The sequence below is a fragment of the Pseudomonas sp. S2_B10 genome, from assembly GCF_054668425.1.
The window spans coordinates 2465910-2491922 of the sequence record NZ_CP162768.1 but is presented as its reverse complement, the minus strand read 5'-3'; the positions used below and the strand labels follow the sequence as shown (position 1 = coordinate 2491922).

The 26013-nt window shown below is 60.0% G+C and carries 24 protein-coding genes and 1 riboswitch; of the genes, 15 read left to right on the top strand and 9 right to left on the bottom strand.

Annotated elements, in window-relative coordinates; genetic code table 11:
• Positions 1 to 128 precede the first annotated feature (128 nt).
• Positions 129 to 1538 (bottom strand): adenosylhomocysteinase, encoded by a 1410-nt coding sequence (ahcY, locus tag AB4O45_RS11170; protein WP_460161399.1) that lies wholly within the window; start codon positions 1536 to 1538, stop codon positions 129 to 131.
• A gap of 23 nt (positions 1539 to 1561) precedes the next feature.
• Positions 1562 to 1660, bottom strand: a riboswitch (S-adenosyl-L-homocysteine riboswitch).
• Positions 1661 to 1858: 198 nt separating this feature from the next.
• Between ahcY and AB4O45_RS11165 the strand changes: the two genes are divergently transcribed.
• Complete coding sequence (locus AB4O45_RS11165) at positions 1859 to 2263, top strand: acyl-CoA thioesterase (protein ID WP_016772772.1); 405 nt, start codon at positions 1859 to 1861, stop codon at positions 2261 to 2263.
• A gap of 173 nt (positions 2264 to 2436) precedes the next feature.
• Positions 2437 to 3324: a formate/nitrite transporter family protein gene (locus AB4O45_RS11160; protein ID WP_406227765.1), complete on the top strand. Its 888-nt coding sequence runs from the start codon at positions 2437 to 2439 to the stop codon at positions 3322 to 3324.
• Here AB4O45_RS11160 and AB4O45_RS11155 read toward each other — a convergent pair whose 3' ends face one another.
• Entirely contained in the window at positions 3325 to 4590 is a 1266-nt protein-coding gene (locus AB4O45_RS11155) for a cation:proton antiporter (protein ID WP_024014630.1), read from the bottom strand. It abuts the gene before it with no gap.
• Between the two features lie 312 nt (positions 4591 to 4902).
• Positions 4903 to 6072: an MFS transporter gene (locus AB4O45_RS11150; protein ID WP_460161398.1), complete on the bottom strand. Its 1170-nt coding sequence runs from the start codon at positions 6070 to 6072 to the stop codon at positions 4903 to 4905.
• Positions 6073 to 6404: 332 nt separating this feature from the next.
• Between AB4O45_RS11150 and AB4O45_RS11145 the strand changes: the two genes are divergently transcribed.
• On the top strand, positions 6405 to 6788 hold the full coding sequence (locus AB4O45_RS11145; protein ID WP_024014628.1) for an MAPEG family protein: 384 nt from the start codon (positions 6405 to 6407) through the stop codon (positions 6786 to 6788).
• A gap of 113 nt (positions 6789 to 6901) precedes the next feature.
• Here the strand turns inward: AB4O45_RS11145 and mltA are convergent, their stop codons facing one another.
• On the bottom strand, positions 6902 to 8086 hold the full coding sequence (gene mltA / locus AB4O45_RS11140) for a murein transglycosylase A (RefSeq protein WP_460161397.1): 1185 nt from the start codon (positions 8084 to 8086) through the stop codon (positions 6902 to 6904).
• A gap of 128 nt (positions 8087 to 8214) precedes the next feature.
• Here mltA and AB4O45_RS11135 point away from each other — a divergent pair, with 128 nt between their 5' ends.
• Complete coding sequence (locus AB4O45_RS11135; RefSeq protein ID WP_095181353.1) at positions 8215 to 8664, top strand: c-type cytochrome; 450 nt, start codon at positions 8215 to 8217, stop codon at positions 8662 to 8664.
• A 165-nt stretch (positions 8665 to 8829) separates the two neighbouring features.
• On the opposite strand, the gene AB4O45_RS11130 is transcribed toward AB4O45_RS11135, so the two are convergent.
• The 4 genes from AB4O45_RS11130 to AB4O45_RS11115 all read right to left on the bottom strand — a co-directional run bounded on the left by AB4O45_RS11130 (position 8830) and on the right by AB4O45_RS11115 (position 13425).
• Positions 8830 to 9225, bottom strand: a complete 396-nt coding sequence (locus AB4O45_RS11130) for a DUF1090 domain-containing protein (protein ID WP_016772779.1) — start codon at positions 9223 to 9225, stop codon at positions 8830 to 8832.
• 97 nt (positions 9226 to 9322) lie between these two features.
• Entirely contained in the window at positions 9323 to 10999 is a 1677-nt protein-coding gene (ligB, locus tag AB4O45_RS11125; protein WP_460161396.1) for an NAD-dependent DNA ligase LigB, read from the bottom strand.
• Between the two features lie 221 nt (positions 11000 to 11220).
• A complete protein-coding gene (gene metK / locus AB4O45_RS11120; protein ID WP_024014624.1) occupies positions 11221 to 12411 on the bottom strand; it encodes a methionine adenosyltransferase in 1191 nt (396 codons plus the stop codon).
• An 18-nt stretch (positions 12412 to 12429) separates the two neighbouring features.
• Positions 12430 to 13425: an ArsR/SmtB family transcription factor gene (locus tag AB4O45_RS11115; RefSeq protein WP_024014623.1), complete on the bottom strand. Its 996-nt coding sequence runs from the start codon at positions 13423 to 13425 to the stop codon at positions 12430 to 12432.
• A 259-nt stretch (positions 13426 to 13684) separates the two neighbouring features.
• Between AB4O45_RS11115 and tkt the strand changes: the two genes are divergently transcribed.
• The 8 genes from tkt to AB4O45_RS11075 all read left to right on the top strand — a co-directional run bounded on the left by tkt (position 13685) and on the right by AB4O45_RS11075 (position 21712).
• The gene (gene tkt, locus AB4O45_RS11110; protein WP_150636886.1) at positions 13685 to 15682 is read left to right on the top strand and encodes a transketolase; all 1998 of its coding nucleotides are present in this window, start codon (positions 13685 to 13687) and stop codon (positions 15680 to 15682) included.
• A gap of 151 nt (positions 15683 to 15833) precedes the next feature.
• The gene (gene epd / locus AB4O45_RS11105) at positions 15834 to 16886 is read left to right on the top strand and encodes an erythrose-4-phosphate dehydrogenase (RefSeq protein WP_310218926.1); all 1053 of its coding nucleotides are present in this window, start codon (positions 15834 to 15836) and stop codon (positions 16884 to 16886) included.
• 12 nt (positions 16887 to 16898) lie between these two features.
• Complete coding sequence (locus tag AB4O45_RS11100) at positions 16899 to 18062, top strand: phosphoglycerate kinase (RefSeq protein WP_375122805.1); 1164 nt, start codon at positions 16899 to 16901, stop codon at positions 18060 to 18062.
• Between the two features lie 34 nt (positions 18063 to 18096).
• Positions 18097 to 18318, top strand: a complete 222-nt coding sequence (locus AB4O45_RS11095) for a hypothetical protein (RefSeq protein ID WP_016772786.1) — start codon at positions 18097 to 18099, stop codon at positions 18316 to 18318.
• A 57-nt stretch (positions 18319 to 18375) separates the two neighbouring features.
• Positions 18376 to 18708 carry an MliC family protein gene (locus AB4O45_RS11090; RefSeq protein WP_064365344.1) on the top strand — a complete coding sequence of 111 codons (333 nt, stop codon included), beginning with the start codon at positions 18376 to 18378 and terminating at the stop codon, positions 18706 to 18708.
• A 251-nt stretch (positions 18709 to 18959) separates the two neighbouring features.
• Complete coding sequence (fba, locus tag AB4O45_RS11085) at positions 18960 to 20024, top strand: class II fructose-bisphosphate aldolase (RefSeq protein WP_008081027.1); 1065 nt, start codon at positions 18960 to 18962, stop codon at positions 20022 to 20024.
• A 145-nt stretch (positions 20025 to 20169) separates the two neighbouring features.
• Positions 20170 to 20433 (top strand): helix-turn-helix transcriptional regulator, encoded by a 264-nt coding sequence (locus AB4O45_RS11080; RefSeq protein WP_024014619.1) that lies wholly within the window; start codon positions 20170 to 20172, stop codon positions 20431 to 20433.
• Positions 20426 to 21712, top strand: a complete 1287-nt coding sequence (locus AB4O45_RS11075) for a type II toxin-antitoxin system HipA family toxin (protein ID WP_095181356.1) — start codon at positions 20426 to 20428, stop codon at positions 21710 to 21712. Before AB4O45_RS11080 ends, AB4O45_RS11075 begins: the two co-directional genes overlap by 8 nt.
• A 261-nt stretch (positions 21713 to 21973) precedes the next feature.
• Here the strand turns inward: AB4O45_RS11075 and AB4O45_RS11070 are convergent, their stop codons facing one another.
• Positions 21974 to 22642: a polysaccharide lyase family 7 protein gene (locus tag AB4O45_RS11070; protein ID WP_016772792.1), complete on the bottom strand. Its 669-nt coding sequence runs from the start codon at positions 22640 to 22642 to the stop codon at positions 21974 to 21976.
• 312 nt (positions 22643 to 22954) lie between these two features.
• On the opposite strand from AB4O45_RS11070, the gene AB4O45_RS11065 reads away from it, so the two are divergent.
• From AB4O45_RS11065 to AB4O45_RS11055, 3 genes are read left to right on the top strand one after another with little or no spacing between them, the layout of a single operon-like run.
• Complete coding sequence (locus AB4O45_RS11065; RefSeq protein ID WP_460161395.1) at positions 22955 to 25078, top strand: putative bifunctional diguanylate cyclase/phosphodiesterase; 2124 nt, start codon at positions 22955 to 22957, stop codon at positions 25076 to 25078.
• 44 nt (positions 25079 to 25122) lie between these two features.
• Positions 25123 to 25617, top strand: a complete 495-nt coding sequence (locus AB4O45_RS11060) for a YgjP-like metallopeptidase domain-containing protein (protein ID WP_038861199.1) — start codon at positions 25123 to 25125, stop codon at positions 25615 to 25617.
• Positions 25618 to 25635: 18 nt separating this feature from the next.
• The gene (locus AB4O45_RS11055) at positions 25636 to 25932 is read left to right on the top strand and encodes a winged helix-turn-helix domain-containing protein (protein ID WP_016772794.1); all 297 of its coding nucleotides are present in this window, start codon (positions 25636 to 25638) and stop codon (positions 25930 to 25932) included.
• Positions 25933 to 26013 lie beyond the last annotated feature (81 nt).

Below are 26013 nucleotides of genomic sequence, written 5' to 3'. Positions count from 1 at the left end.
ACGCTGCAATCCCGTGTGGGAGCGAGCCTGCTCGCGAAAGAGCTGGGTCAGACAACACGGATGTTGAATGATAAGCCGCCTTCGCGAGCAAGCTCGCTCCCACAGGGAGAGCGAGCATTCAGCGCCTGTTAGTAGCGGTAGGCGTGCGGCTTGAACGGGCCTTCGACGGTGACGCCGATGTAGTCAGCCTGTTGCTTGGTCAGTTGGGTGACCACGCCGCCGAAGCCGCGAACCATTTCCAGGGCCACTTCTTCGTCGAGTTTCTTCGGCAGCACTTCAACGGTCAGACGCTCGGCTTTCTGCGCTGGCGACAGGTCGGCGTACTTCTGGCCGAACAGGAAGATCTGTGCCAGAACCTGGTTGGCGAACGAACCATCCATGATGCGGCTCGGGTGACCGGTGGCGTTGCCCAGGTTCACCAGACGGCCTTCGGCCAGCAGGATCAGGTAGTCGTCGTTCTGTGGATCGAAGCTGCCGGCACCGGTGCGGTGAACCTTGTGCACCTGTGGCTTCACTTCTTCCCATGCCCAGTTCTTGCGCATGAAAGCGGTGTCGATTTCGTTGTCGAAGTGACCAATGTTGCAGACCACGGCGCGCTTCTTCAGGGCTTTGAGCATGTTCGCGTCGCAAACATTGACGTTGCCGGTGGTGGTCACGATCAGGTCGATCTTGCCCAGCAGCGCTTTGTCGATGCTCGCTTCGGAACCGTCGTTGATACCGTCGATGAACGGCGACACCAGTTCGAAGCCGTCCATGCAGGCTTGCATGGCGCAGATCGGGTCAACTTCAGAGACTTTAACGATCATGCCTTCCTGACGCAGCGACTGAGCCGAACCCTTGCCCACGTCACCGTAACCGATGACCAGCGCTTGCTTGCCGGACAGCAGGTGGTCGGTGCCGCGCTTGATCGCATCGTTCAGGCTGTGACGGCAGCCGTACTTGTTGTCGTTCTTGGACTTGGTCACCGAGTCGTTGACGTTGATCGCCGGGATCTTCAGCTCGCCCTTGGCCAGCATGTCCAGCAGACGGTGTACACCAGTGGTGGTTTCTTCGGTCACGCCGTGAACGCGATCGAGCACTCGCGGGTATTTCTTGTGCAGCAGCTCGGTCAGGTCGCCGCCGTCGTCGAGGATCATGTTGGCGTCCCATGGCTGGCCATCCTTGAGGATGGTCTGCTCCAGGCACCACTCGTACTCTTCTTCAGTCTCGCCTTTCCAGGCGAACACCGGGATACCGGCGGCAGCGATAGCGGCAGCGGCCTGATCCTGAGTGGAGAAAATGTTGCAGGACGACCAGCGCACTTCGGCACCCAGGGCAACCAGGGTTTCGATCAGCACGGCAGTCTGAATGGTCATGTGGATGCAGCCGAGGATTTTCGCGCCCTTGAGCGGCTGTTCGGCAGCGTATTTGCGGCGCAGACCCATCAGGGCAGGCATTTCCGATTCGGCGATGATGGTTTCGCGACGGCCCCAGGCAGCCAGGGACATGTCGGCAACTTTGTAATCGGTAAAATCGGCAGGCGTGTTGACAGCGCTCATGAAGAGCCTCCATTCGTAATGTATGCGAATGGGCGCCGTTGTGCGTTTAGTGTCCGGCGTGAGCCGGTCAACGCCCCATCCGAGCCTGACAGGTCGAACCTGCTGCAGCGCCCCTCGGACAGGTGGCGGGAAAACGGTAGCCAATGAACGTTACCGTTTTTTGAAACGGGGGCGATTATAGCCGCCCGGGCTGATCTTCCAAAGGGTTTCTGTCGGCCAGATGAAGATCGCCAATGGCGACCATAGTCGCAGCTGCCTGGAGCCTGACTGATCAGTCTGCCAAGATGGGCGCATCTTTCGGCAAGCGCTCAGGAGTGAACATGAATTTCCACACCCGCAAATGGGTTAAACCCGAAGACCTCAACCCCAACGGCACCCTGTTCGGCGGCAGCCTGCTGCGCTGGATCGATGAAGAAGCGGCGATCTACGCCATCGTGCAACTGGGCAACCAGCGCGTGGTGACCAAGTACATCTCGGAAATCAACTTCGTCAGCGCCTCGCGCCAGGGCGACATCATCGAACTGGGCATCACCGCCACCGAATTCGGCCGCACCTCGATCACCCTGACCTGCGAAGTGCGCAACAAGATCACCCGCAAGAGCATCCTGACCGTTGAGAAAATGGTGTTCGTCAATCTCGGCGAAGACGGCCTGCCGGCGCCGCACGGGCGTACCGAGATCAAATATGTGAAAGACCAGTTCAAGGATGACGAAGCCGTTCAATAAGATCGGCGGCGCATTCTTCGCGAGCAGGCTCGCTCCCACAGGTACAGCGTGATCCTTGTGGGAGCGAGCCTGCTCGCGAAAGCGGTTGCCAATTCAGCGGAGATTCGCCTGCCCACTGAACAGCCATGAAGCGCAACGGTCGTAGCTACATCCCCCCCACCGGTTGCCACGCCATGACCACCCCCACCAGCGACAAGACCCCCGACCTCTCGGCCAAGGAGCAGCACGAAGTCGAGAAGAGCCAGCCGCCGCGCGCGGCCGTTCTGCATGAAATCATCCGCACCCAGGGCGACCAGGAACTGGAGCGCAGCATTGCCGCGCTGTGGTGGTCTGCGCTGGCGGCAGGATTGACCATGGGCCTGTCCCTGATGGGCATGGGCCTGCTCAATTCGCGCCTGCCCGACGGCGACGAATTCAAGGTGATCGCCAGTTTCGGCTACTGCGCCGGTTTCCTCGCGGTGATCCTTGCCCGCCAGCAGCTGTTCACCGAGAACACCTTGACCGCCGTGCTGCCGGTGATGACCAAGCCGACGCTGAAGAATTTTCTGCGACTGATCCGTCTGTGGACAGTGGTACTGGTCGGCAACCTCTGCGGGACGATTCTGGTCGCCTACGTGATGCTGGAACTGCCGATTTTCGACAGCAAGACCGACGTCGCCTTCCTCGAGATCGGCCGCAAGGTCATGGAGCACAGCGCCAGTCAGATGTTCGCCAAGGGCATCGTCTCCGGCTGGATGATCGCCACCATGGTCTGGATGATCCCCTCCATGGAGAGCGCGAAGATGTGGATCATCATCCTCATCACCTACTTCATGGCGCTGGGCGACTTCACCCATATCGTCGTCGGATCGGCGGAAGTGTCCTATCTGGTGTTTGCCGGCGAGTTGCCGTGGAGTGATTTCTGGGCGGTGTTCGCCGGGCCGACGCTGGCAGGAAATATCATCGGCGGCAGCTTTATCTTCGCGCTGATCAGCCATGCGCAGATTCGCAGCGAAAGCGGTGCGCCGAAGGAATCTGCGGATCAGGCTGTTAAGCCCGATCCGCAGTCGATCAAGAAATGATCAGTGGTGGGCTGGCTCAGCCACGCTCGCGGGCTCGTTGCGCGTCGCGTGCTTGACCAGTTTGCCGATGGTCAGGCCCTGCAGCAGGATCGACGACAGCACGACGATGTAGGTGATGCTCAGCAGCAGATCGCGCTCCGGGCCCAGCGGCAGCGCCAGCGCCAGTGCCACCGAAACACCGCCGCGCAAACCGCCCCAAGTGAGGATGCGGATGGTGCCGGCCGGCACTGAGCGCCAGCGCCGCAGCAAAAGGATCGCCGGCGCCACGGTAAGCAGGCGCGACAACAGAATCGCCACCGCCAGCAGACCTGCGGCGGCCATGTGCAGCCAGTTGAACGGCAGCAGCAACAACTCCATGCCGATCAGCGCGAACAGCAAAGCGTTGAGCATGTCATCGAGCAGCTCCCAGAAACCGTCCAGATAACGGCGGGTCATGTCGTTCATTGCCAGATTGCGCCCGAGGTTACCGATGATCAGACCGGCCACCACCATCGCAATCGGCGCCGAGACGTGCAACTCGGTGGACATCGCCGAGCCACCGATCACCAGGGCCAGGGTCAGCATCACGGTGATCTGATGCTGCTCGACGCTTTTGATCATCCGATAGACCAGATAACCGATCAGCCCGCCGAACAACACACCGCCAATGGCCTCATGGACGAAGAGCATGGCCGTGGCGCTGACGGTCGGGGTTTCGCCCAGTTGCGCGATGCCCAGCAGCACGGTGAAGACCACCACCGCCGTGCCGTCGTTGAACAGTGATTCGCCGACGATGGTGGTTTTCAGTGGCTTCGAAGCGTTGGCGGTACGCAACACGCCGAGTACCGCAATCGGGTCGGTCGGTGAGATCAGCGCGCCGAACAACAGGCAGTAGAGGAAACTCACGTGCCAGCCGAACAGGGCAAAAATGTAGAAGGCCAGGCTGCCGATCACCACGGTGGCGATCAACACGCCGAAGGTCGCCAGCAGGCCGATCGGCCAGCGGTAGCTACGCAAATCATTGAGGTTGACGTGCAGGGCGCCGGCGAACAGCAGGAACGAGAGCATCCAGTTCATCAGCAGATCGCCGAAATCGATCTGTCCGATCAGTTGCTGCACGCGATCTTCGAGGCCGGGAAAGCCGAGGACGCTGAGGCCTTGCAGGAGCAATGAGAACAGCAGGGCGGTAACCATCACGCCGATGGTCGGCGGCAGGCCGATAAAGCGGAAATTGACGAAGGTCAGGAGGGTGGTGAGGCAGATGAAAGCGGCGACAAGTTCAAGCATCCGGGGTCCTTTGGATGAAGGGTGAATGGAGCGCGACCGGAGGTTGGACGCAGGGGTTTGATGGGGCGGGGTTGGCTGAGGGCACATTCGAATGGCGCGTCATGCTCAACAACAACCCCCTCACCCCAGCCCTCTCCCGAGAGAGAGGGAGCTGACCGAGGTGTCTGGCGAGGTGCATCGACCTGGACGATCGGGTCGATTATGGATTCAGCAATGCACGTTCAAGTCGGCGTGGGTATCGAGCATCCCCCGATCAGTCCCCTCTCCCTTCGGGAGAGGGCTAGGGTGAGGGCTCTATCTGACACACCACGATCAGCCAGACACATTGACCGCACTCGCCTGCCGACGTTGCAGGTAAATGAACAACAGCGCCGTCAGCACCGTCAGCGCGCCAACCAGCGCCCCGGTCCACGGCAGATCCGCCAGATCCGCGCCGCTGGCCACCACCAGCCCGCCAATCCAGGCACCTGCTGCGTTGCCCAGATTGAACGCGCTCTGGTTCAGCGTCGAACCGAGGTTCGGCGCTTCATGCGCCTGATCGATGATCAGCAGCTGCAGAATCGGGCACAGCGCAAAAGCGAAAATTCCCCACAGCACCAGAGTGATCGCCGCCGGAATCACCGAGCGGCTGGTCTGGCTGAACGCCGCCAGAATCACCACAACTGCCAGTGCCACGCCGACCAGTGACGGCAGCAAGCGGCTATCGGCCAGACGCCCGCCGAGCATGCTGCCCGCTGTCAGGCCGACGCCGAACAACAGCAGCATCACCGTCACGCCGTGGGGACTGACGCCAGTGATGTCTTGCAGGATCGGTGCGATATACGTGAACACGCTGAACAGGCTGGTCGAGGCCAGCACGCTCATGCCCAGCGCCAGCAGCACGTTGGCCTTGCCCAGCACTTTGAATTCGCTGGCGAGATTGGCCTTGTCCATCGCGATGTGTTTGGGCAACCACAACCATTGCGCCAACGCCGCCACAATGCCAATCACCGACACCGCCCAGAAGGTCGAGCGCCAGCCAGCGTATTGGCCCAGCGCTGTGCCGAGTGGCACGCCAAGCACGTTGGCCAGGGTCAGGCCGGTGAACATCATGGCAATGGCTTGCGCGCGTTTGTTCGGCGCAACCAGGCCAGCGGCAACCACCGAGCCAATGCCGAAAAACGCGCCATGACACAGCGCCGTGACCACGCGCGCCGCCATCAGCGTCGCGTAGTTCGGCGCGAGCGCGCAGAGCACGTTGCCGAGGATGAACATCAGCGTCATGCCCAGCAGTGTCGCTTTGCGCGGCATATTGGCGGTGCCGATCGCCAGGATCGGTGCGCCGAACACCACGCCCAGGGCGTAACCGGTGATCAGCAGCCCGGCATGAGGAATGCTCACCGCCAGATCGCGGGCAACGTCGGGCAGCAGGCCCATGATGACGAATTCGGTGGTGCCGATGCCGAATGCGGCAACGGCGAGTGCAAGTAAAGCGAGGGGCATGCGCAAGGTCTCTGTCGGTAGTCTTGACGCTTTGATCAGGCATACGCGTGCCAGCGACCGTTTTCGAAGAAAGCGGAGCAGGCAGCTTTTATTGGAGTTTTTTGGTGTGCAGCTGAGTACGGCGTGGTGGGTTGCAGTATAAACAGCTGCTGACACATGGCGAATCAATAATCTGACTAATCGACGGCTCACTGGAATTGCCGTGTTATATCCAGCTGAAAGAACCTTTCGGCCGGGCGCTGCTCTTAGCCTGTGGGCAGGTGCTGATCGGCATGCTGGTGATGAAGTTCTGACCGCTCGCCAATTTCTCCAATCGAAAAAAGGACGACGTTATGACAGTGGCTCTGTGGTGTGTGTTGATCGCGATTTTCCTGCCGTACGTGTGCACGATCGTGGCGAAGGCCACCGGCGGTTTCCGCCTCAAGGACAATTACGATCCACGGGACTTTCTCGACAGCGTCGATGGCGTCGCCCGTCGCGCCCACGCCGCGCAACTGAACAGCTTTGAAGTAACGCCCGCGTTTGCCGCTGCGGTGATCGTTGCGCATCTGGTCGGCACTGCGGAGCTGGTGACGGTCAATGTGCTGGCCGTGCTGTTTATCACCAGCCGCCTGCTGTACATCATTTGCTACCTGGCTGACTGGGCTGCACTGCGTTCGGTGGTGTGGTTTATCGGGATGGGGCTGATTGCTTCGTTCTTCTTTGTGTCGATCTGACTATCGGCTGTTGCTGCCGGCCTCTTCGCGAGCAGGCTCGCTCCCACATGGAATGCATTCCAGATGTGGGAGCGAGCCTGCTCGCGAAAGCGATGGATCAGACCACGAAGAACCTAAGACTTTTGCTTCGGTGTATCCGCCACCTGCGGCACTTGCGGCAACTCTTTTCCTTTAGGCCAGAGCATCCAGATCTGCCCCTGCTGTTTCATGTCCCCGGCCAGTTGCCCGGCCGCATCACCCGTGCCCCAGAACAGATCCGCGCGCACCTCGCCGGCAATCGCGCCGCCGGTGTCCTGCGCCGCGACCGGGCGCACCAGTGGGGTGCCATCCGGTTTGGTGGTCGACAGCCATAACAGACTGCCCAACGGAATTACTTTGCGATCCACTGCCGCGCTGTAGCCGGCGGTCAGCGGCACGTTCAGCGAGCCGCGTGGGCCTTCGTTGCTGTCCGGGTTGCGGGTGAAGAACACGTAGCTCGGGTTGCTGGCCAGCAGTTCTGGAATGCGCGTGGGGTTGGCCTTGGCCCAGTTGCTGATCGCGGTCATGGTCACGTCTTCTTTCTTCAGCTCGCCTTGCTCGACCAGCCAGCGACCGATCGGTCGATACGGGTGGCCATTCTGATCGGCGTAGGCGATGCGCAACTGTTTGCCGTCCTCGGTCTGGATCCGGCCCGAGCCCTGGATCTGCAGAAATTGCAGATTCATCGGATCAGTCAGATAGGCGACCACTGGCGCTTTCACACCTTTGGATTCAATGGTCGCCGCGTCGTCGTAAGGCTTGAGCACGCGACCTTCGAGGCGGCCGCGCAGGCGCTTGCCCTTCAATTCCGGGTAGATGCTGTCGAGCGAGACGATGATCATGTCTTCCGGCACGCCATACACCGGCACGTTTGCTGTTGCGGTGGGCGTCAGGCTGCCGGGGTACACCGGTTCGTAGTAGCCGGTGATCAGACCGTTGGGGTTGTCGTTCTCGGCGCGCAGGCCGTAGACATCGAGATTCTGCTTGAGGAATGCACGAATCTCGGCGGCGCTTTGCGGCACATTCGCCGCCGCAGCGCAGGTCGGCCCCCAGACTGCGTCGGCTTTGAGTCGGGTGCACGCGCTGCGCCAGGAACCGAAACCTGCGACCAGATCGCTATCGGAGACCGCGGGCAAGGCTTCCCAAGTTGCGCTGGAATACGTAGCCAGTGCGTGGGTTTTCGGTTTGGCGCTGTCACCGCCAGTGCAACCGGCAAGGATGGCCAGAATCGGGAGGGTGACGATAAGCGGGTGACGCCAGGCCGTGAAGCGGCTGTTCATGGAGTGATTCCTGTGCCGGTTGGCCGAGTGCTCCATGCGCTCGACCAACCCGTATTTTTAATAGGGCTATTGGTGTTTGGCGGTGAGCCGAGGATACTGGCCGCCGATTTCCGCGACCTGAAGCCATCATGACTCTGAAACCAATTGCTGTTGTATTGCTGGCCTGTCTGACCTTGTCCGCCTGTGGCGGCGTCGACCCGAATTCGCCGCTGGGTCAGCGCAAGGCCATCTTCAAGCAGATGCTCAAGACCAGCGAAGACCTCGGCGGCATGTTGCGTGGGCGCATTGCCTTCGACGGACCGAAATTTGCCGAGGGCGCGGTCAGACTTGATGCGTTGGCCCATGAACCGTGGAAGCATTTTCCGCAGGTGCGCGAGGAAGATCACACCAGCGCCAAGGACGATGTCTGGCAGAAACAGGCGCGTTTTCAGCAACTGGCCCGCGCCCTCGAAGCGGCTACCGGTGAACTGGTGGTCGCCAGTCAGGTTCAGCCGTACAAGGCCAGCAATCTCGGACCGGCAGTGCAGAAAGTCGAGGATGCCTGCAGTGCTTGCCATAAAGAGTTTCGCGATCATTGATTCCTGAGGCTGCTGAGTACCTTGTGGCGAGGGGATTCATCCCCGATGGGCTGCGAAGCAGCCCAAAAACCATATAACCGAGTTTTTTCAGTCGGACCCGACCAGTCGAATTTGCGACGGCTTCGCCGCCGGACGGGGATAAATCCCCTCACCACAGGGCTTGGGTTACTTATCGATCTCGTCCAGCGCTTCCTGCAGTTCCTTGCGCGACTCGGCGAGCTTTTCCTTGCGTTTGTTGATCTTCTCCGGATCGCCCTTCTTCATGGCCTTGTCGAGATCCGCCTGACGCTGGCTCACCTCATGCTTGGCCTCAAGCACCTTGTTCTCACGCTCTTTCTTCAGCCCGGCGTCGGTGCAGTGTTCGTTCACTTCGCGCAGTGCGGTTTCCAGGCCTGCCTGCTGCTCCATGTTGCCGCGCGACTTGGCCTGTTCGATCTGATTGATGATGCCCTGCTTCTTGGCAGCGCAACCGGTCAGGCCCGGGCCGTCTTCTTCGGCCATGACCGGGGCGGCCATGACGCCGCAAAGAGTAAGCAGGGCGAGCGGTGCGAGAAATTTCATAAAAGCTCCATGTGCAAAGGCAATCGGGGTTGGAGGGCACTGCGCTGTTGGAGCGTCTGGCCGGCCGTTGGGTTCCCGCCGGGCGGGGATTGCAGGTTCAGAAGCCGTCGATTCCGGCGGCTTTCAGGGTGTCACTCAAAGCCAGTACCTGCGGGTCACGAAAGAATGCGCTCAGTTGCGCCGCGCGTCCCGGGCCGATACCGGCTTCTGCCTGCCATTGTTCAGTGTCGCGTTGTGCCAGGGCCTGCCACGAATCGTCCAGTTGTGCCTGTCCGGTCGGCGGCATGCCCAGCGCTTTCAACCATCGAGCGAGCGGCTGTTGCCGCGCGCCGTGAAAACTGTCTATCAGCCGTGCGCTGCTGCGCTCGCCGAGGCCGGCAATGTTAGCAAGCTCTGATGCATCGAGGGTCAGCCAATCCAGCAGGTGTTTCAGACGGCCTGTTTCCAAAAGTTTCTCCCAGGTGCCGCGACCGACATACTGCATGGCCAGGCCCTGCTTGCCACTGAGCCAGGTCAGACGCGCGAGAAACTGGCTTTCACACCCCGGCGTCGGTTGCCAGCAGCTCAGGGCGTGGTAGTCGCCAGCATCGGGGATGTTGATGTCCGCCCGTTCGCTGGTGCGCAGCACGACACTGTCGAGGCGCGGAATGGTCAGCCCGGCCAGACTGATTGCCACCTGATCGCCGGGGCGGATGTCGAGGGTTTGCCAGCGCTTGAGCGAGCTGACGCTGACCCGTTTGATTTCGCGGTCATCGAGTCTGACCGGCAGCAGTTCCAGCACCGGCGTGATCCGCCCGGTGCGGCCGATTTTGAAGTTGACCTTGCGCACTTCGGCCAATGCCTGGGCGAACGGGTATTTCCAGGCAATCGCCCAATACGGCGCGCGAGCCTGCCAGCGTTCGGCGGGTGGCCGTTGGCTCTGACGCAGCACCACGCCGTCGCTGGCAAAGGGCAGTGGCGAGCGATACCAGTGCTCGCGCCATTTTTGCGCGTCTTCGAATCGGGTGACGGGCTGGGTATAGGGCTCGGTTGTGGCGAACCCCAATGTCTGAAGTTCGGACAATCTTTCCGGCAGCCGCACAGGACCTTGCGGCCAGTCCCAGACAAACAGGCCGATCCCGGCGGCCTGTTCAACATCGAGTGTTTTACGTCCCATCAGCCCGGCGACGGTGGCGCGGGCATTGACGCTGCCGGACTGTGATTGAACATGCGCGCTCAGGCGCCAATAGAGTTCGCCCTGTACCAGCAGATCCCGTGGCTGCCTCAAACGTTGCGGAATGGCTGCAATCCTGCGCGCGGAGGCTGTCCAGTCCTGGCCGTTGACCCCATCACCGCGACTGATCGCCTGCTGCAATACCCCCTGGCGGTAGATCAGCGTGACAGCCACGCCGTCGACCTTGGGTTGCACCCAGACGTTCTGGCGATCACGCAACCAGTGGGCGACGTCTTCGACTTTGTGCAGCTTGTCCAGGCCGGTGTGGGCGATGGGGTGGGTGACCGTGCCGGACGCGGTGCGCAACGGCTGCGGGGATGTGGGTTGGTTGAAACAGGCTTGCCATTCTTTCAGCCGCAGTTGGGACTGGTCATAGAGTTCGTCGCTGATCAATGAACGGCCTTCGCGATGATAGGCGTCGTCCCATTGGTCGATCCGGTTTTGCAGGCTGGTGATTTCGCGTTGGGCTTGGGAATGATCCCAGTTCGGACAGTTGGCTTGGCTGACAAGGGTGATGAGTGCCAGCAGGAAGGCCAGCAACAGGCGCAGTGTGAAGAGCATCGTTGAGCGTCCTTGCTCGGGGGTAATATTTGAAGGGTAGGTGAGGATTCGAAATGCGTTACCGGGGGTGTTTTTCGAGGTGTTTCCGGATTCTGAATTGTCGTTGCATGGGCGGGCGCCTTCGCGAGCAGGCTCGCTCCCACAGGGATCTCAAAAATCTGTCAGGCATGAAAAAGCCCCGCACGGCGCGAACCGTGCGGGGCTTTCTTGCAGCCAGGGTATTACAGGCCAGCGGCGGAACGCAGGGCGTCGGCGCGGTCGGTTTTTTCCCAGGTGAACGTGGTGAAGCTGTCTTCGCCAACGGTCTTGGTCTGCGGCGCACGACCGAAGTGGCCGTAGGCTGCGGTTTCCTGGTACATCGGGTGCAGCAGGTCGAGCATGGTGGTGATCGCGTATGGACGCAGGTCGAACACTTCACGCACCAGTTTGATGATCTTGTCATCGCTGATCTTGCCGGTGCCGAAGGTGTTCAGCGAGATCGACGTAGGCTGGGCCACACCGATCGCGTAGGACACCTGGATCTCGCAACGCTCGGCCAGGCCGGCCGCAACGATGTTCTTGGCCACGTAACGGCCAGCGTAGGCAGCCGAACGGTCAACCTTCGAAGGATCCTTGCCGGAGAACGCGCCGCCGCCGTGACGGGCCATGCCGCCGTAGCTGTCGACGATGATCTTGCGGCCGGTCAGACCGCAGTCACCTACCGGGCCGCCAATGATGAACTGGCCGGTCGGGTTGATGTGGAACTGGGTGTCCTTGCTCAGCAGTTCGGCAGGCAGTACGTGCTTGACGATCAGCTCCATCACGCCTTCGCGCAGGTCTTTGTACGACACTTCCGGGTTGTGCTGGGTCGACAGAACAACAGCGTCGATACCGACAACCTTGCCGCCTTCGTAACGGCAGGTCACTTGCGACTTGGCATCCGGACGCAGCCAAGGCAGCAGGCCCGACTTGCGTGCTTCAGCCTGACGCTGCACCAGCTGGTGCGAGAAGGTGATCGGCGCTGGCATCAAAACGTCGGTTTCGTTGCTGGCGTAACCGAACATCAGGCCCTGGTCGCCGGCGCCCTGATCTTCAGGCTTGGCGCGGTCGACACCCTGGTTGATGTCAGGGGACTGCTTGCCGATGATGTTCATCACGCCGCAGGTCGCGCCGTCGAAGCCGACTTCGGAGCTGGTGTAGCCAATGTCGCAAATCACGTCACGAACGATCTGCTCCAGGTCGACCCAGGCGCTGGTGGTCACTTCACCGGCAACGATGGCTACGCCGGTCTTGACCAGGGTTTCCACAGCCACGCGAGCGTGTTTGTCCTGGGCAATAATGGCGTCCAGCACCGCATCGGAAATCTGGTCGGCGATTTTGTCCGGATGTCCTTCAGACACGGACTCGGAGGTGAAGAGGGAGTATTCGCTCATCTCGATGTTTTCCTGAATTTACCGATGGTGAGTGTCGCCAGCCGGTCGCTGAAAGTGGCGAACCTGGATCTGGAAACCATTACGTAAGCCTACATAGAGGCTTTCCCCGGGAACGAGTCCCGCAGCGGTGGCCCAACGGGCCAGATCGTCCTGTTCAAACCCCAACCAGAGATCACCGCAGGCCTCCCTGGCCCAACTCTGGTTGTGGCTACATAACTCTGTCACGAGCAGGCTACCGCCCGGTTGCAGCAGATCGGCCATGTGCCTGAGCGCATCGGCCGGAGCGGCGAAATGGTGCAGGACCATGTTCAACACCACGCAATCGGCTTGAAGGCTTGTGCCGTTCAATGCATCGGCCAATTGCAGGCTGACGTTAGCCAGCTGTTCACGTTCACACACCTGACGCGCCAGTTCGAGCATCGCCGGGCTGTTGTCCAGCGCGGTTACGGTGCCGAAACGACGGGCCAGTTCCGGCAGAAAAGCACCATCGCCGGGGCCGACTTCAATGGCCGTGGCTGCACCATCGAAGTTCAGTTTGTCGAGCAGGGCCAGCACGCTGTCACGGTACTGCGGCAGGCCTGCGATCAAATCTTGCTGGGCACGGAATTTCTCCGCGACCCGGGCGAAAAAATCCCGGCTGGCGGCGGCACGCTGACCATGAACCTGCTCGATGCGTGCTTGCACTTCATCGGGCAGATCCAGATTGTCGACTTCTTCCAGCAATGCCGCGTGCAGCTTGCCGCCGAGCAATTCGCTGTGGGGCAGGGCACGACGATAGAAAATCGCGTTGCCCTCACGGCGTGTCGCCACCAGATCGGCTTGCGCCAGCACCTTGAGGTGGTGGCTCATGCCCGACTGGCCGATGCCGAAAATCTGCGCCAGCTCCAGCACGCCAAACGAATCGTTGGCCAGCGCGCGCAATACATTCAGCCGCAGCGGATCGCCGCCGGCCTTGCACAGGGCCGCCAGCTCGTCGCAATCGTCATGGCGAATGGAAGGCACGCGTAAGTTCATAGGGCTGGCAGTCTAGAGACGGGGGCAAGGCACCGCAAGGTCAATATCAAAAAGTTTTGATATTGCTCGATAAATGGCACTTCTCGGCGGACGGCAGTCTCTACAAACGAATAGCGGAAAGGTTTCACCAAGCGAAACCTGTGCTATCGATTGGAAAAACGCCTGCCGATGACTATCTGTCATTGCCCCGAGGCGCATGGGTGAGGGAAAATGCCCTCCTTTTTTCCGTTTCAGTCTATTCACACCCAGGAGATCAGCGATGCCTAGCCGTCGTGAGCGTGCCAACGCCATTCGTGCCCTCAGCATGGATGCCGTGCAAAAAGCCAACAGCGGCCATCCCGGTGCCCCTATGGGTATGGCAGATATTGCCGAAGTGCTGTGGCGCGACTACCTCAAGCACAACCCGAGCAACCCGTCGTTCGCCGACCGTGACCGCTTCGTGCTGTCCAACGGCCACGGCTCGATGTTGATCTACTCGCTGCTGCACCTGACCGGCTACGACCTGTCGATCGACGACCTCAAGCAGTTCCGTCAACTGCACAGCCGCACTCCAGGCCACCCGGAATTCGGTTACACCCCGGGCGTCGAAACCACCACCGGCCCGCTGGGTCAGGGTCTGGCCAACGCCGTCGGTTTCGCTCTGGCTGAAAAAGTCATGGGCGCGCAGTTCAACCGTCCCGGCCACAACATCGTTGATCACCACACCTACGTGTTCCTCGGTGATGGCTGCATGATGGAAGGCATTTCCCACGAAGTCGCCTCCCTGGCCGGCACGCTGGGCCTGGGCAAGCTGATTGCCTTCTACGATGACAACGGCATTTCCATCGACGGTGAAGTCGAAGGGTGGTTCACCGATGACACGCCGAAGCGTTTCGAAGCCTACAACTGGCAGGTGATCCGCAACGTCGACGGCCATGATCCGGAAGAGATCAAGACCGCCATCGAAACCGCACGCAAGAGCGCTCAACCGACGCTGATCTGCTGCAAGACCACCATCGGTTTCGGTTCGCCGAACAAGCAGGGCAAGGAAGATTGCCACGGCGCCCCATTGGGTGACGCAGAAATCGCCCTGACCCGTCAGGCGCTGAACTGGAACTACGGCCCGTTCGAAATCCCGGCCGACATCTATGCCGAGTGGGATGCCAAAGAAGCTGGCCGCGCGGTCGAAGCCGAGTGGGATCAGCGTTTCGCCGCTTACTCCGCTGCATTCCCGACTGAAGCCAACGAGCTGATTCGTCGTCTGAGCGGCGAACTGCCGGCCGACTTCTCGGAAAAAGCCTCGGCTTACATCGCCGAAGTCGCCGCCAAGGGCGAAACCATCGCCAGCCGCAAAGCCAGCCAGAACACCCTCAACGCTTTCGGCCCGCTGCTGCCGGAAATGCTCGGCGGTTCGGCTGACCTCGCCGGCTCCAACCTGACCCTGTGGAAAGGCTGCAAAGGCGTCAGCGCTGAAGACGCCAGCGGCAACTACATGTACTACGGCGTGCGCGAGTTCGGCATGACCGCGATCATGAACGGCGTCGCCCTGCACGGCGGTCTGGTGCCTTACGGCGCGACCTTCCTGATGTTCATGGAATACGCACGCAACGCCGTACGTATGTCTGCTTTGATGAAGAAGCGCGTGATTCACGTGTACACCCACGACTCTATCGGTCTGGGCGAAGACGGCCCGACGCACCAGCCGATCGAGCAATTGACCAGCCTGCGCAGCACGCCGAACCTCGACACCTGGCGTCCAGCCGATGCCGTGGAATCGGCAGTGGCCTGGAAAAACGCGCTGGAGCGCAAGGACGGCCCGTCGGCGCTGATCTTCTCGCGGCAGAACCTGCAGCACCAGGAACGCGACGCTGGCCAGATTGCCAACATCAGCCGTGGTGGTTATGTGCTCAAGGACTGCGCAGGCGAGCCTGAGCTGATCCTGATCGCCACCGGTTCGGAAGTCGGTCTGGCCGTGCAAGCCTTCGACAAACTGACCGAGCAGGGCCGCAAGGTTCGCGTGGTCTCGATGCCTTGCACCAGTGCGTTCGATGCTCAGGATGCGGAGTACAAGCAGTCGGTTCTGCCATTGCAGGTCAGCGCACGTATCGCCATCGAAGCCGCCCACGCCGATTTCTGGTTCAAGTACGTGGGTCTGGAAGGTCGTGTGATCGGCATGACCACCTACGGTGAGTCGGCGCCGGCTTCGGCATTGTTCGAAGAGTTCGGCTTTACCCTGGAAAACATCTTGGGTCAGGCTGAAGAGCTGCTGGAAGACTAAATCTGACAGTTATGTTGTCCGGGCTGACGCCTTCGCGAGCAGGCTCGCTCCCACGGGGAAATGCATTCCAATGTGGGAGCGAGCCTGCTCGCGAAAGCGTTGGTTCAGGCAACATCGCACTGCCTGATTCACCACGGTAATCGAGAACCCCATGCCTCAACCGCGTCCCTACAAAGTTGCACTCAACGGCTACGGCCGCATTGGTCGTTGCGTCTTGCGTGCGTTGTTTGAGCGAGGCGAGAAAGCCGGGTTTGAAATTGTCGCGATCAACGATCTGGCCGACATGGCCAGCATCGAATACCTGACACGCTTCGACTCCACCCACGGCCGCTTTCCCGGCGAAGTGCGGGTTGAAGGCGATTGTCTGCATATCAATGGCGACTGCGTGAAGGTCCTGCGCAGTGCCACCCCCGAAGGCATCGATTGGGCGTCGCTGGGCGTCGATCTGGTGCTTGAGTGCTCCGGCGCTTACCACACCCGTGCCGATGGCCAGCGTTTTCTCGACGCCGGCGCACCGCGCGTGCTGTTTTCGCAGCCGATGGCCAGCGAAGCGGATGTCGACGCCACCATCGTCTACGGCGTCAATCAGGACTGCCTGACCGGCGACGAACTGCTGGTGTCCAATGCCTCCTGCACGACAAATTGCGGCGTGCCGCTGCTGCGCCTGCTTGATCAGGCGATCGGCCTCGATTACGTGTCGATCACCACGATTCACTCGGCGATGAACGATCAGCCAGTGATCGACGCCTATCACCACGAAGACCTGCGCCGCACGCGTTCGGCGTTCCAGTCGGTGATCCCGGTGTCCACTGGTCTGGCACGCGGTATCGAGCGCCTGCTGCCGGAACTTGCCGGGCGAATTCAGGCCAAAGCCGTGCGCGTGCCGACAGTCAACGTGTCCTGCCTCGACATCACGATGCAGACCGCCACGGCGACTGACGCCAATGAGGTCAACCGGATCCTGCGCGAAGCCGCCACCAGCGGCCCGCTCAAAGGCCTTCTGGCCTATACCGAGTTACCGCACGCCAGCTGTGATTTCAACCATGACCCACATTCGGCCATCGTCGATGCCAGCCAGACCCGAGTTTCCGGCCCCAAACTGGTGAACATCCTGGCCTGGTTCGACAACGAATGGGGTTTTGCCAACCGAATGCTGGACGTTGCAGACCACTATCTGCAAACAGCAACTTCAAAAAAACCGTAGGAAGTGCGACCCATGACCGTGTTGAAGATGTCCGACCTCGATCTGCAAGGTAAGCGCGTATTGATCCGCGAAGACCTCAACGTCCCCGTCAAGGACGGTGTTGTCACCAGCGACGCGCGCATCCTGGCTTCGCTGCCGACCATCAAGCTGGCCCTGGAAAAAGGCGCGGCAGTGATGGTCTGCTCGCACCTGGGCCGTCCTACCGAAGGCGAATTCTCCGCCGAAAACAGCCTGAAACCTGTCGCCGATTACCTGAGCAAAGCGCTTGGCCGTGAAGTGCCGCTGGTGGCTGACTACCTCGGTGGCGTTGAGGTCAAGGCTGGCGACGTCGTGCTGTTTGAAAACGTACGCTTCAACAAGGGCGAGAAGAAGAACGCCGACGACCTGGCGCAGCAATACGCGGCCCTCTGCGACGTGTTCGTGATGGACGCCTTCGGTACTGCTCACCGCGCCGAGGGTTCGACCCATGGTGTAGCCAAGTTCGCCAAAGTCGCTGCCGCCGGCCCGTTGCTGGCCGCTGAGCTGGATGCACTGGGCAAAGCCCTCGGCGCGCCGGCCAAGCCAATGGCAGCCATCGTTGCCGGCTCCAAGGTGTCGACCAAACTCGACGTGCTGAACAGCCTGAGCCAGATCTGCGATCAACTGATCGTCGGCGGCGGCATCGCCAACACCTTCCTCGCGGCGGCTGGTCACCCGGTCGGCAAGTCGCTGTACGAACCGGACCTGCTCGACACCGCGCGTGAAATCGCTGCCAAAGTCAGCGTACCGTTGCCGGTTGACGTTGTGGTCGCCAAGGAATTTGCCGAAAGCGCTGAAGCGACCGTCAAGCTGATCGCTGACGTGGCGGCTGACGACATGATTCTCGACATCGGTCCGCAAACTGCAGCCAATTTCGCCGAGCTGCTGAAGTCGTCGAAAACCATTCTGTGGAACGGCCCGGTTGGTGTGTTCGAGTTCGATCAGTTCGGCAACGGCACCAAAGTGCTGGCCCAGGCTATCGCCGAAAGCTCGGCATTCTCCATCGCGGGCGGTGGCGACACCCTGGCGGCGATCGATAAATATGGCGTGGCTGAGCAGATCTCCTACATTTCCACCGGTGGTGGCGCGTTCCTCGAATTCGTCGAGGGCAAGGTGCTGCCTGCCGTTGAAGTCCTGGAAAGCCGGGCCAAGGCCTGAGGCCGCCCGTTTGGCCAGGCAAAGGAGTGTTCACATGGTCAAGTCGTTAGCGCTGTTGTTGCTGACCGGTACGCTGGCGGCCTGCGGGAGCACCCCGAAGGCTGACGCGACGCCAGCACCGAGCGAGCCGCAGAAGGGCTGTTATCAGGCCGACTGGCAGGCCGAAACCAACCCGGTGCTGAACAAGCGCTCGGGCCCGGACGGCCTGGACAAATACGAGACGCAAACCCCGGTCAAGGAACATGGTTGTCCTTGACGGGTCTGACTCTTTAACTCAGGGCTGGCGGCATGCGTCGTCAGTCGAGGAACACGGATGAAAGGCTTGATCGCCGTTGCGGCGTTGGCATTGTTGGGTGGTTGCGCGCAGTTGAACCTGTTTCAGTCGTCGGCCCCGGCAGACAACTGGACGACCTGGACCTGCGACAGTCAGGCCAAGGTGTTGTGGCGTTACGCCGATGCCGGCCAGAAGGAAGTCGACGTTCGCCTCGGCGGCGGTGATCAGGTCTATCGCCTGAAAGAAGAGCCGGGCGCCTCTGGCACGCTGTACAGCGACGGCATGCTGGCGTTTCACGTCAAGGGTGACGAAGGCCTGGTGTACTGGGTCGCCACCAATGACCTGATTGGCCGTGGTTGCAAGGCGCAGTAATTGACACACCACAGTTCTACTGTGGGAGCGAGCCTGCTCGCGAAAGCGGCCTGGCAAGCACTGCATCAGCGACTGCAAGATTGCTTTCGCGAGCAGGCTCGCTCCCACAGGGGATCTGTGTAGTTCTTGGAATTTGCTTTACCGAATCACCAGACCGGGCCTCAACCCCCGATCTGCATTAACTTGAATAGCCGCCGCCGCTTCGGCAGGCTGGCACGATCAACGACCCTCAACCGGGAGAGACACACACAATGGCACTTATCAGCATGCGCCAGATGCTGGACCACGCAGCCGAGTTCGGCTACGGCGTTCCAGCCTTCAACGTCAACAACCTTGAGCAGATGCGCGCCATCATGGAAGCCGCTGACAAGACTGACTCCCCGGTGATCGTCCAGGCTTCGGCCGGCGCCCGCAAATACGCCGGCGCGCCATTCCTGCGTCACTTGATCCTGGCCGCGATCGAAGAATTCCCGCACATCCCGGTGTGCATGCACCAGGACCACGGCACCAGCCCTGACGTCTGCCAGCGTTCGATTCAACTGGGCTTCAGCTCGGTAATGATGGACGGCTCGCTGGGCGAAGACGGCAAGACCCCGACCGACTACGACTACAACGTCCGCGTCACCCAGCAGACCGTGGCCATGGCCCACGCCTGCGGCGTTTCGGTAGAAGGCGAGCTGGGTTGCCTGGGTTCGCTGGAAACCGGTATGGCCGGTGAAGAAGACGGCATCGGCGCTGAAGGCGTTCTGGATCACAGCCAGATGCTGACCGACCCGGAAGAAGCCGCTGACTTCGTCAAGCGCACCCAGGTCGACGCCCTGGCCATCGCCATCGGCACCAGCCACGGTGCCTACAAGTTCACCAAGCCACCAACCGGCGACGTGCTGGCGATCGACCGCATCAAGGAAATCCACAAGCGCATCCCGAACACCCACCTGGTGATGCACGGTTCGTCCTCCGTGCCACAAGAGTGGCTGGCGATCATCAACCAGTACGGCGGCGACATCAAAGAAACCTACGGCGTCCCGGTTGAAGAGATCGTCGAAGGCATCAAGCACGGCGTGCGCAAGGTCAACATCGACACCGACCTGCGCCTGGCCTCCACTGGCGCCATGCGTCGCCTGATGGCCACCAACCCGAGCGAATTCGACCCACGTAAATTCTTCGGCGCCACCGTGACCGCAATGCGCGATGTATGTATCGCTCGTTATGAAGCGTTCGGTACTGCCGGTAATGCCTCGAAGATCAAACCGATCTCGCTGGAAGCGATGTACCAGCGTTATCTGAAGGGTGAGTTGAACGCCAAGGTCAACTGAGCCTGAGCGTTGAGCTGATTAAAAAGAAACCCGCCGAGAGGCGGGTTTTTTGTGGTGGAAGCGTTGTGACAAGACATCGGCATCCTTTTGCTTGAAATGTCACCTAAAGGGGACTTTACTGGTAATAATCTATTTAAAGTCCGATATGGGTGACATTTTGCTTCTCGATAATCCAGCAACGTTTGCCCAGCGTATTCGCCAATTGCGCAAAGCCAAGGGCTACAGTCAAGCGCTGCTTGCGCATAGGGCTCATTGCAGCCGCAAAACCATCATCGATCTAGAAGCAGGCGAAAACGTCGCTTTTTATACGGTGTTTAGAGTTATTGCCGCGTTAGGCATGGCGTTGGAGATTGTCGATAACCGAATCGATCTCAAATCACTCGCCGAATTGGTAGAGCATGATGAGTAAGGTGAAACGACTGAATGTCATGACGCCTCAGGGCCATTCCGGCGAGTTGTCCAAAGGTTCGCAGTTTTCATTCGCTTACCAGTCAGCGTCGCCACTCAAGGAAGTTTCCCTGGTCATGCCCTATGACCCGACACCGTCGGTGAGCAGCGTATTGCAGCCCATCTTCGATATGAATGTGCCTGAGGGATATCTGGCCGACCAAATCAAGCGGCGCATGGCCAAGCATATGCAAGTGGATGAAATGCGCCTGTTGTCCGTCATTGGCGGTAATCAGATCGGTCGCCTCACGTATGAGAATCCGGTAGAACCTTCAGGCTCTGTTCGTGCGCAGGTCGGCCTGCAGGAGATCCTGTCGGCGGACACCTCTCAGCATGTTTTCGGTTTTTTGGTCGAAACCTACTTCGAATCGGGGATTTCAGGTGTTCAGCCCAAGGTTCTGGTGCCCGATCTGGACAAACTGACTGGTAGCCGAAAAACAGTGATCAGCTCCGACCTTATCGTCAAATCAGGAGCGGAAGAGTATGAGCACCTGGCTCAAAACGAGTTTCTGTGTCTGGAAGCAGCGCGGCTGGCAGGACTGTACACGCCGCCTTTCTGGCTTTCCGATAACGGTGAGCTGTTTGTCATGGAGCGTTTTGATCTGACAGCGTCTGATCGCCTTGGCTTTGAAGACATGGCGGTGCTGCTGGGGTTAAACAAGGATCCCCACGACAACTATAAATATTCGCAGAGCTACGAAACCCTTGCTGCAGTGATCCGTCAGGTATGCAGGCATGCCGACCCGATACGAGAACTGGAACGATTTTTTTCATCCGTCTGTCTTTCGGTCATGGTGCGTAACGGCGATGCGCATTTGAAAAACTTCGGGGTGACCTACACGCACCCCGCGGCCTCTGAAACGGTGCAGTTGGCGCCGGTATACGATGTCACGACGACAACCGTATACGAGAACTACAACCCCAGGACCGGGCGATCGCTGGTTGACCGTACTCTCGCCATCAAGATGAACAAGGCCAAAGCTTATCCGGATCGTCAGCAGTTGATTGAGTTTGGTCGTAAACACTGCGCTGTGGATAAGCCAGCACTGATCGTCGACCGGATAGCCGAGGCAATGAGTCAGGCGCTTTTGATTCACCGACCACGGATAGACGTTGAATTGTTTGCAAGGATGCAACGCGAATGGGACATCGGGCGCATGGTTGCGTTGAATGACTCGGTCGGTTCGGGTTTGAAGCGTCATCCTTTATCAAGCGGTAGAAAGGAAAAGGCTGATAAATGATAAGCGGTGTACCGCTACGGTGACATTTGCTACTCAAAGTCGCGTATACGCGACATTTCGCCAAGGCAGCGGCCCGCATTTTGAGGTGGCGCAGTCCGCAGCCCACCCCTGAAGCCCTTGCAGGAGTGAGCCTGCTCGCGATAGCGGAGTTTCAGACACATGAATATTGAATGACACACCGTTATCGCGAGCAGGCCCACTCCTACAATTGGAGCGAGTGTGGTCTGCAAGTTATGGGTTGTTTGTCATTTTGGCGGCTAGCTACTTGTCGTGATCAATATCCAGTTTGGTAAACGTCACCTGCCCACCCTCACTGGTATAGCCGGTGTTGTCCTGCACATACACGCCGGCCTTGAAGTACAGCGGCTTGTCGCGCCAGGTCGCGCTGATCTGGGAGTCCCACTGATAGCCCGCCGCACTCACGCCCAGGGCACCGCCGGGGCTCAAGTGGATGAGGTAGTTGAATTCGCGATCAAGCTTGACGCCGGTGGCGAGGGTGATGACGCGGCTTTCGGCGTCGTCCGGGCGCATGCGCACTTTGATCACCAGATTGCCGGTCTGGGTTTTTTCCTTGTACTGATATTCGAGCTTGACCATCGGCCGCTGGCTTTCGTACGCGTGAATCTGGCCGATGACGATCTTGCCCGAGCTCGGCACCTTGTTCACCGCGAGGGTGGCGCGCAGCAGGTTGTCGGCGTCCGGGTAGTACCAGTTGCGCAGGGTGCCGTTGCTGTAGGTTTCGCGCAGTTCGGTACGCGGGTAGATGGCGTTTTCGGTTTTCGAGCCAGTCACCGGGGACCAGAAGAACAGGGTGCCGGTGTCGGAATGGAAGTACTGATCCTTGAAGCCATCCACCAGTTTCGAGGTTTCGACGGTGTACGGCGGGCTGCCAACAGGAACGCTGAGGTTCCAGGTTGCGAGGTCGATCATGACGGTTCTTCCAATCAATTCATCCGGAACGCCGGTGCCAGAAGCTCTAGCCCGCGCGTTTTCGGGCGTCTTTATAAGCGTAGCGGCAATTTTTGTTAATGCCCGTCCGGCGATTACTTGACGTCAACATCCTGTCGAAATGCCATCTCGCCCGGTTCTCGGGGGCTGTAGCGGTGACCGTTAGTCGGCTAGGTTGAGCATTGTTTAAATGATGGCGGGATGACAGCTTCTGCTTTCACTGATCCGCGTCTAGAGTGAAGGCTCAGTACGTCTATGGTTTTGCCGGCAACCGGTCCCGATAAGAGAAGCAGCATGGAATGCGCGCAACCCCAGCCAGGTGAAGGCAGCTCGGTCCTTTTGATCGTCGATGATTACCCCGAAAATCTGATCAGCATGCGCGCGTTGCTGCAGCGTCAGGATTGGCACGTGATGACCGCCGCCTCGGGTTTCGAGGCACTGAACCTTTTGCTCGAACACGACATCGACCTGGTCCTGCTCGATGTGCAGATGCCCGGCATGGACGGTTTCGAGGTCGCGCGGCTGATGCGCGGCAGCCAGCGTACGCGGCTGACACCGATCATTTTCCTCACCGCCAACGAGCAATCCCAGGATGCCGTGATCAAGGGCTATGCCAGTGGCGCGGTGGATTACCTGTTCAAGCCGTTCGATCCGCAAATCCTCAAGCCCAAGGTTCAGGCGCTGCTCGAGCACCAGCGCAATCGCCGTGCCCTGCAACGCCTCAGTCATGACCTGGAAGTGGCGCGCGCCTTCAATGCCTCGGTGCTGGACAACGCCGCCGAAGGCATTCTGGTGTTGAGCGAGGACGGTGTGATCCGCTTCGCCAACCCGGCGATTTCGCGGTTGCTCAATGCGCCGGTGAAGGATCTGCAAGGCAAGGAGTTTCTCGATTTCCTGCAGAAGCCACACATTCCCCTGTGGGCCGATTCCGAGTTCTACGCCGGTTACCAGCGCGGTGAAACCCTGCGCCTGCATGATGCGTTGCTGCGCACGGCGCCCGGGCAGCAAGTGCCGGTGGCATTGTCCTGTGCGCCGCTGTCCTCGGAGCAGCATGCGATGGTGGTGACGGTGCTGGACATGTCGGTGGTGCGTCACTTGCACCAGCAACTGGAATTCCAGGCGGTGACCGATCCGCTGACCGGGCTGCTCAACCGGCGCGGGTTCTACCAGACCGTCGAAAACCTGCTGTTGCGCGGCGAGCGCAGCGACAGCAGCTGGGTGCTGCTCTACCTCGATCTCGATGGCTTCAAGCGGGTCAATGATTCCCTCGGTCACGATGCCGGCGACCGCGTGTTGCGCTGGGTTTCCGAGCAATTGAAAGCGTGCCTGCGGCCGTTCGATATTCTCGCGCGCATGGGCGGCGATGAATTCACCGCGCTGCTGGATCTGGAATTCCCCGAGCAAGCGGCGAAGATTGCCGAAAAACTCATCGAACGGGTATCGGTGTGTCAGCAGATCGAAGGTCTGGATATCGTTCTTGGCGCCAGTATCGGCATCGCCACCTATCCTGACTGCGGGCGCAATCTCGACGGCTTGCTGCGCGCATCGGACATCGCTATGTACGAGGCCAAGCGCGCCGGGCGTCAGCAATATCGTTTCTATGACCCTGAAATGAACGGCCGCGCACGCTCGCGTCTGATGCTGGAAGACAGCGTGCGTGAGGCCATCGAGAATCGCGATTTCAATCTGGTCTATCAGCCGCAGGTGGCGATCGGCAGCGGACAGATCCGTGGGTTCGAAGCGTTGCTGCGCTGGCAGCATCCAAGCGTCGGCGATGTGCCGCCGGGGTTGTTTCTGCCGTTGCTGGAAGAGGCGCGCTTGATCAGTCGCCTCGGCAGCTGGATCTATCACCGTGGCGCCGGTCAGCGCAAAGCCTGGGAAACCTTGTTCGCTGAAGATCTGGTGCTCGGCGTGAGCCTGAGCAATACCCAGTTCGGCCTGCCGAATCTGGTCACTGAATTGCGTCAAGTCATGGAACGCCATGCGCTGCAACCGCGGCAACTGGAAGTCGAAGTCACCGAAGAAGCGTTGATGCAAGACCCGGACGAAACCCGCAAGCAACTGCGGCTGCTGCGTCATCTCGGGGTGCGCGTGGCGCTGGATGATTTTGGTTCGGGGCCGTGTTCGCTGGCGCATCTGCGCGATCTGGAGCTGGACACGCTGAAGCTCGACCGCCACTTGATCGCGCGCCTGCCGGACTCGCCTCGTGATGCGGCGCTGGTGCGCATGGTCATCGACCTGTGCAAGCAATACGGTCTGCTGGTGATCGCCGAAGGAGTGGAAACCCCCGAGCAATATCAGTGGCTGCAAGCCCATGGCTGCGAATACGTGCAGGGCTTCCTCGTCGCGCGGCCGTTGATCGCCGAAGACGCGGTCAGCTTCGTCGAACCCTTTGACTGGAGCGCGCTGCCCGGTTGAATTCGCTACACTGGCGGACCTTTTTCGAACCGCGTCGCTCGTCCATGACTGTGTTGAAGTACCTCCAGGCCTACCCCGCGCAATTGCAGGATCAGGTGCGCCAACTGATTGCCGAAGGGCGTCTGGGTGAATACCTGAATCAGCGCTATTCAGGGCGACACGACGTGCAGAGCGACAAGGCCTTGTACAGCTACGCGCTGGATCTCAAGCAGCAGTACATGCGTAATGCGCCGGCGATCGACAAAGTGCTGTTCGACAACCGCCTCGACCTGACCCACCGCGCGCTCGGTCTGCACACCACGGTGTCACGGGTGCAGGGCGGCAAGCTCAAGGCCAACAAGGAAATCCGCATCGCCGCGCTGTTCAAGGACGCCGCGCCGGATTTTCTGAAGATGATCGTGGTGCACGAGCTGGCGCACTTCAAGGAATCGGATCACAACAAGGCGTTCTATAAACTGTGCGAGCACATGCTGCCGGGGTATCACCAGATCGAGTTCGATCTGCGTGTGTACCTGACGTGGCGGGATATGCAGGCTTGACCAATCAGGAAGGTGTGGATGGACGTCAGCAAGACCAAAAGCAGTTTCTATCGCCGTTTGTACGTGGCTTATCTCATCGATAGCGGCCTGGCGCCGAGTGTGCCGACGCTGACCGAAGTCACTGGCATGCCGCGACGCACGGCGCAGGACACGATTGCCGCGCTGGCTGATCTGGACATCATCTGCGAGTTCGAACAGGAAGAGGGCGCACGCAATCATGCCGGGCGCTATCGGATTCGTGAGTGGGGAGCGATTGATCGCGGATGGATCGAGCGCAATTTGCGGCAGATAAAAGCGGTGCTGGAATACCCCTGATTCCTGCGGCGCCTGAACTGACGCAATCGCTGGCAAGCCAGCTCCCACAGGGATCTCCAGCGAACACGGTTTTCGTGAACG

Bases quoted from the DNA above. Each gene is read 5' to 3' on its own strand.
- AB4O45_RS11055 (WP_016772794.1), top strand. From the start codon at position 25,636: ATGGACGTCAGCAAGACCAAAAGCAGTTTCTATCGCCGTTTGTACGTG.
- AB4O45_RS11070 (WP_016772792.1), bottom strand. From the start codon at position 22,642: ATGATCGACCTCGCAACCTGGAACCTCAGCGTTCCTGTTGGCAGCCCG.
- mltA (WP_460161397.1), bottom strand. From the start codon at position 8,086: ATGAACAGCCGCTTCACGGCCTGGCGTCACCCGCTTATCGTCACCCTC.
- AB4O45_RS11080 (WP_024014619.1), top strand. From the start codon at position 20,170: ATGGGTGACATTTTGCTTCTCGATAATCCAGCAACGTTTGCCCAGCGT.
- AB4O45_RS11075 (WP_095181356.1), top strand. From the start codon at position 20,426: ATGAGTAAGGTGAAACGACTGAATGTCATGACGCCTCAGGGCCATTCC.
- fba (WP_008081027.1), top strand. From the start codon at position 18,960: ATGGCACTTATCAGCATGCGCCAGATGCTGGACCACGCAGCCGAGTTC.
- AB4O45_RS11115 (WP_024014623.1), bottom strand. From the start codon at position 13,425: ATGAACTTACGCGTGCCTTCCATTCGCCATGACGATTGCGACGAGCTG.
- AB4O45_RS11135 (WP_095181353.1), top strand. From the start codon at position 8,215: ATGACTCTGAAACCAATTGCTGTTGTATTGCTGGCCTGTCTGACCTTG.
- AB4O45_RS11145 (WP_024014628.1), top strand. From the start codon at position 6,405: ATGACAGTGGCTCTGTGGTGTGTGTTGATCGCGATTTTCCTGCCGTAC.
- AB4O45_RS11160 (WP_406227765.1), top strand. From the start codon at position 2,437: ATGACCACCCCCACCAGCGACAAGACCCCCGACCTCTCGGCCAAGGAG.
- AB4O45_RS11155 (WP_024014630.1), bottom strand. From the start codon at position 4,590: ATGCTTGAACTTGTCGCCGCTTTCATCTGCCTCACCACCCTCCTGACC.
- ahcY (WP_460161399.1), bottom strand. From the start codon at position 1,538: ATGAGCGCTGTCAACACGCCTGCCGATTTTACCGATTACAAAGTTGCC.
- AB4O45_RS11130 (WP_016772779.1), bottom strand. From the start codon at position 9,225: ATGAAATTTCTCGCACCGCTCGCCCTGCTTACTCTTTGCGGCGTCATG.
- AB4O45_RS11165 (WP_016772772.1), top strand. From the start codon at position 1,859: ATGAATTTCCACACCCGCAAATGGGTTAAACCCGAAGACCTCAACCCC.
- metK (WP_024014624.1), bottom strand. From the start codon at position 12,411: ATGAGCGAATACTCCCTCTTCACCTCCGAGTCCGTGTCTGAAGGACAT.
- AB4O45_RS11150 (WP_460161398.1), bottom strand. From the start codon at position 6,072: ATGCCCCTCGCTTTACTTGCACTCGCCGTTGCCGCATTCGGCATCGGC.
- AB4O45_RS11100 (WP_375122805.1), top strand. From the start codon at position 16,899: ATGACCGTGTTGAAGATGTCCGACCTCGATCTGCAAGGTAAGCGCGTA.
- tkt (WP_150636886.1), top strand. From the start codon at position 13,685: ATGCCTAGCCGTCGTGAGCGTGCCAACGCCATTCGTGCCCTCAGCATG.
- AB4O45_RS11095 (WP_016772786.1), top strand. From the start codon at position 18,097: ATGGTCAAGTCGTTAGCGCTGTTGTTGCTGACCGGTACGCTGGCGGCC.
- AB4O45_RS11065 (WP_460161395.1), top strand. From the start codon at position 22,955: ATGGAATGCGCGCAACCCCAGCCAGGTGAAGGCAGCTCGGTCCTTTTG.
- AB4O45_RS11090 (WP_064365344.1), top strand. From the start codon at position 18,376: ATGAAAGGCTTGATCGCCGTTGCGGCGTTGGCATTGTTGGGTGGTTGC.
- ligB (WP_460161396.1), bottom strand. From the start codon at position 10,999: ATGCTCTTCACACTGCGCCTGTTGCTGGCCTTCCTGCTGGCACTCATC.
- AB4O45_RS11060 (WP_038861199.1), top strand. From the start codon at position 25,123: ATGACTGTGTTGAAGTACCTCCAGGCCTACCCCGCGCAATTGCAGGAT.
- epd (WP_310218926.1), top strand. From the start codon at position 15,834: ATGCCTCAACCGCGTCCCTACAAAGTTGCACTCAACGGCTACGGCCGC.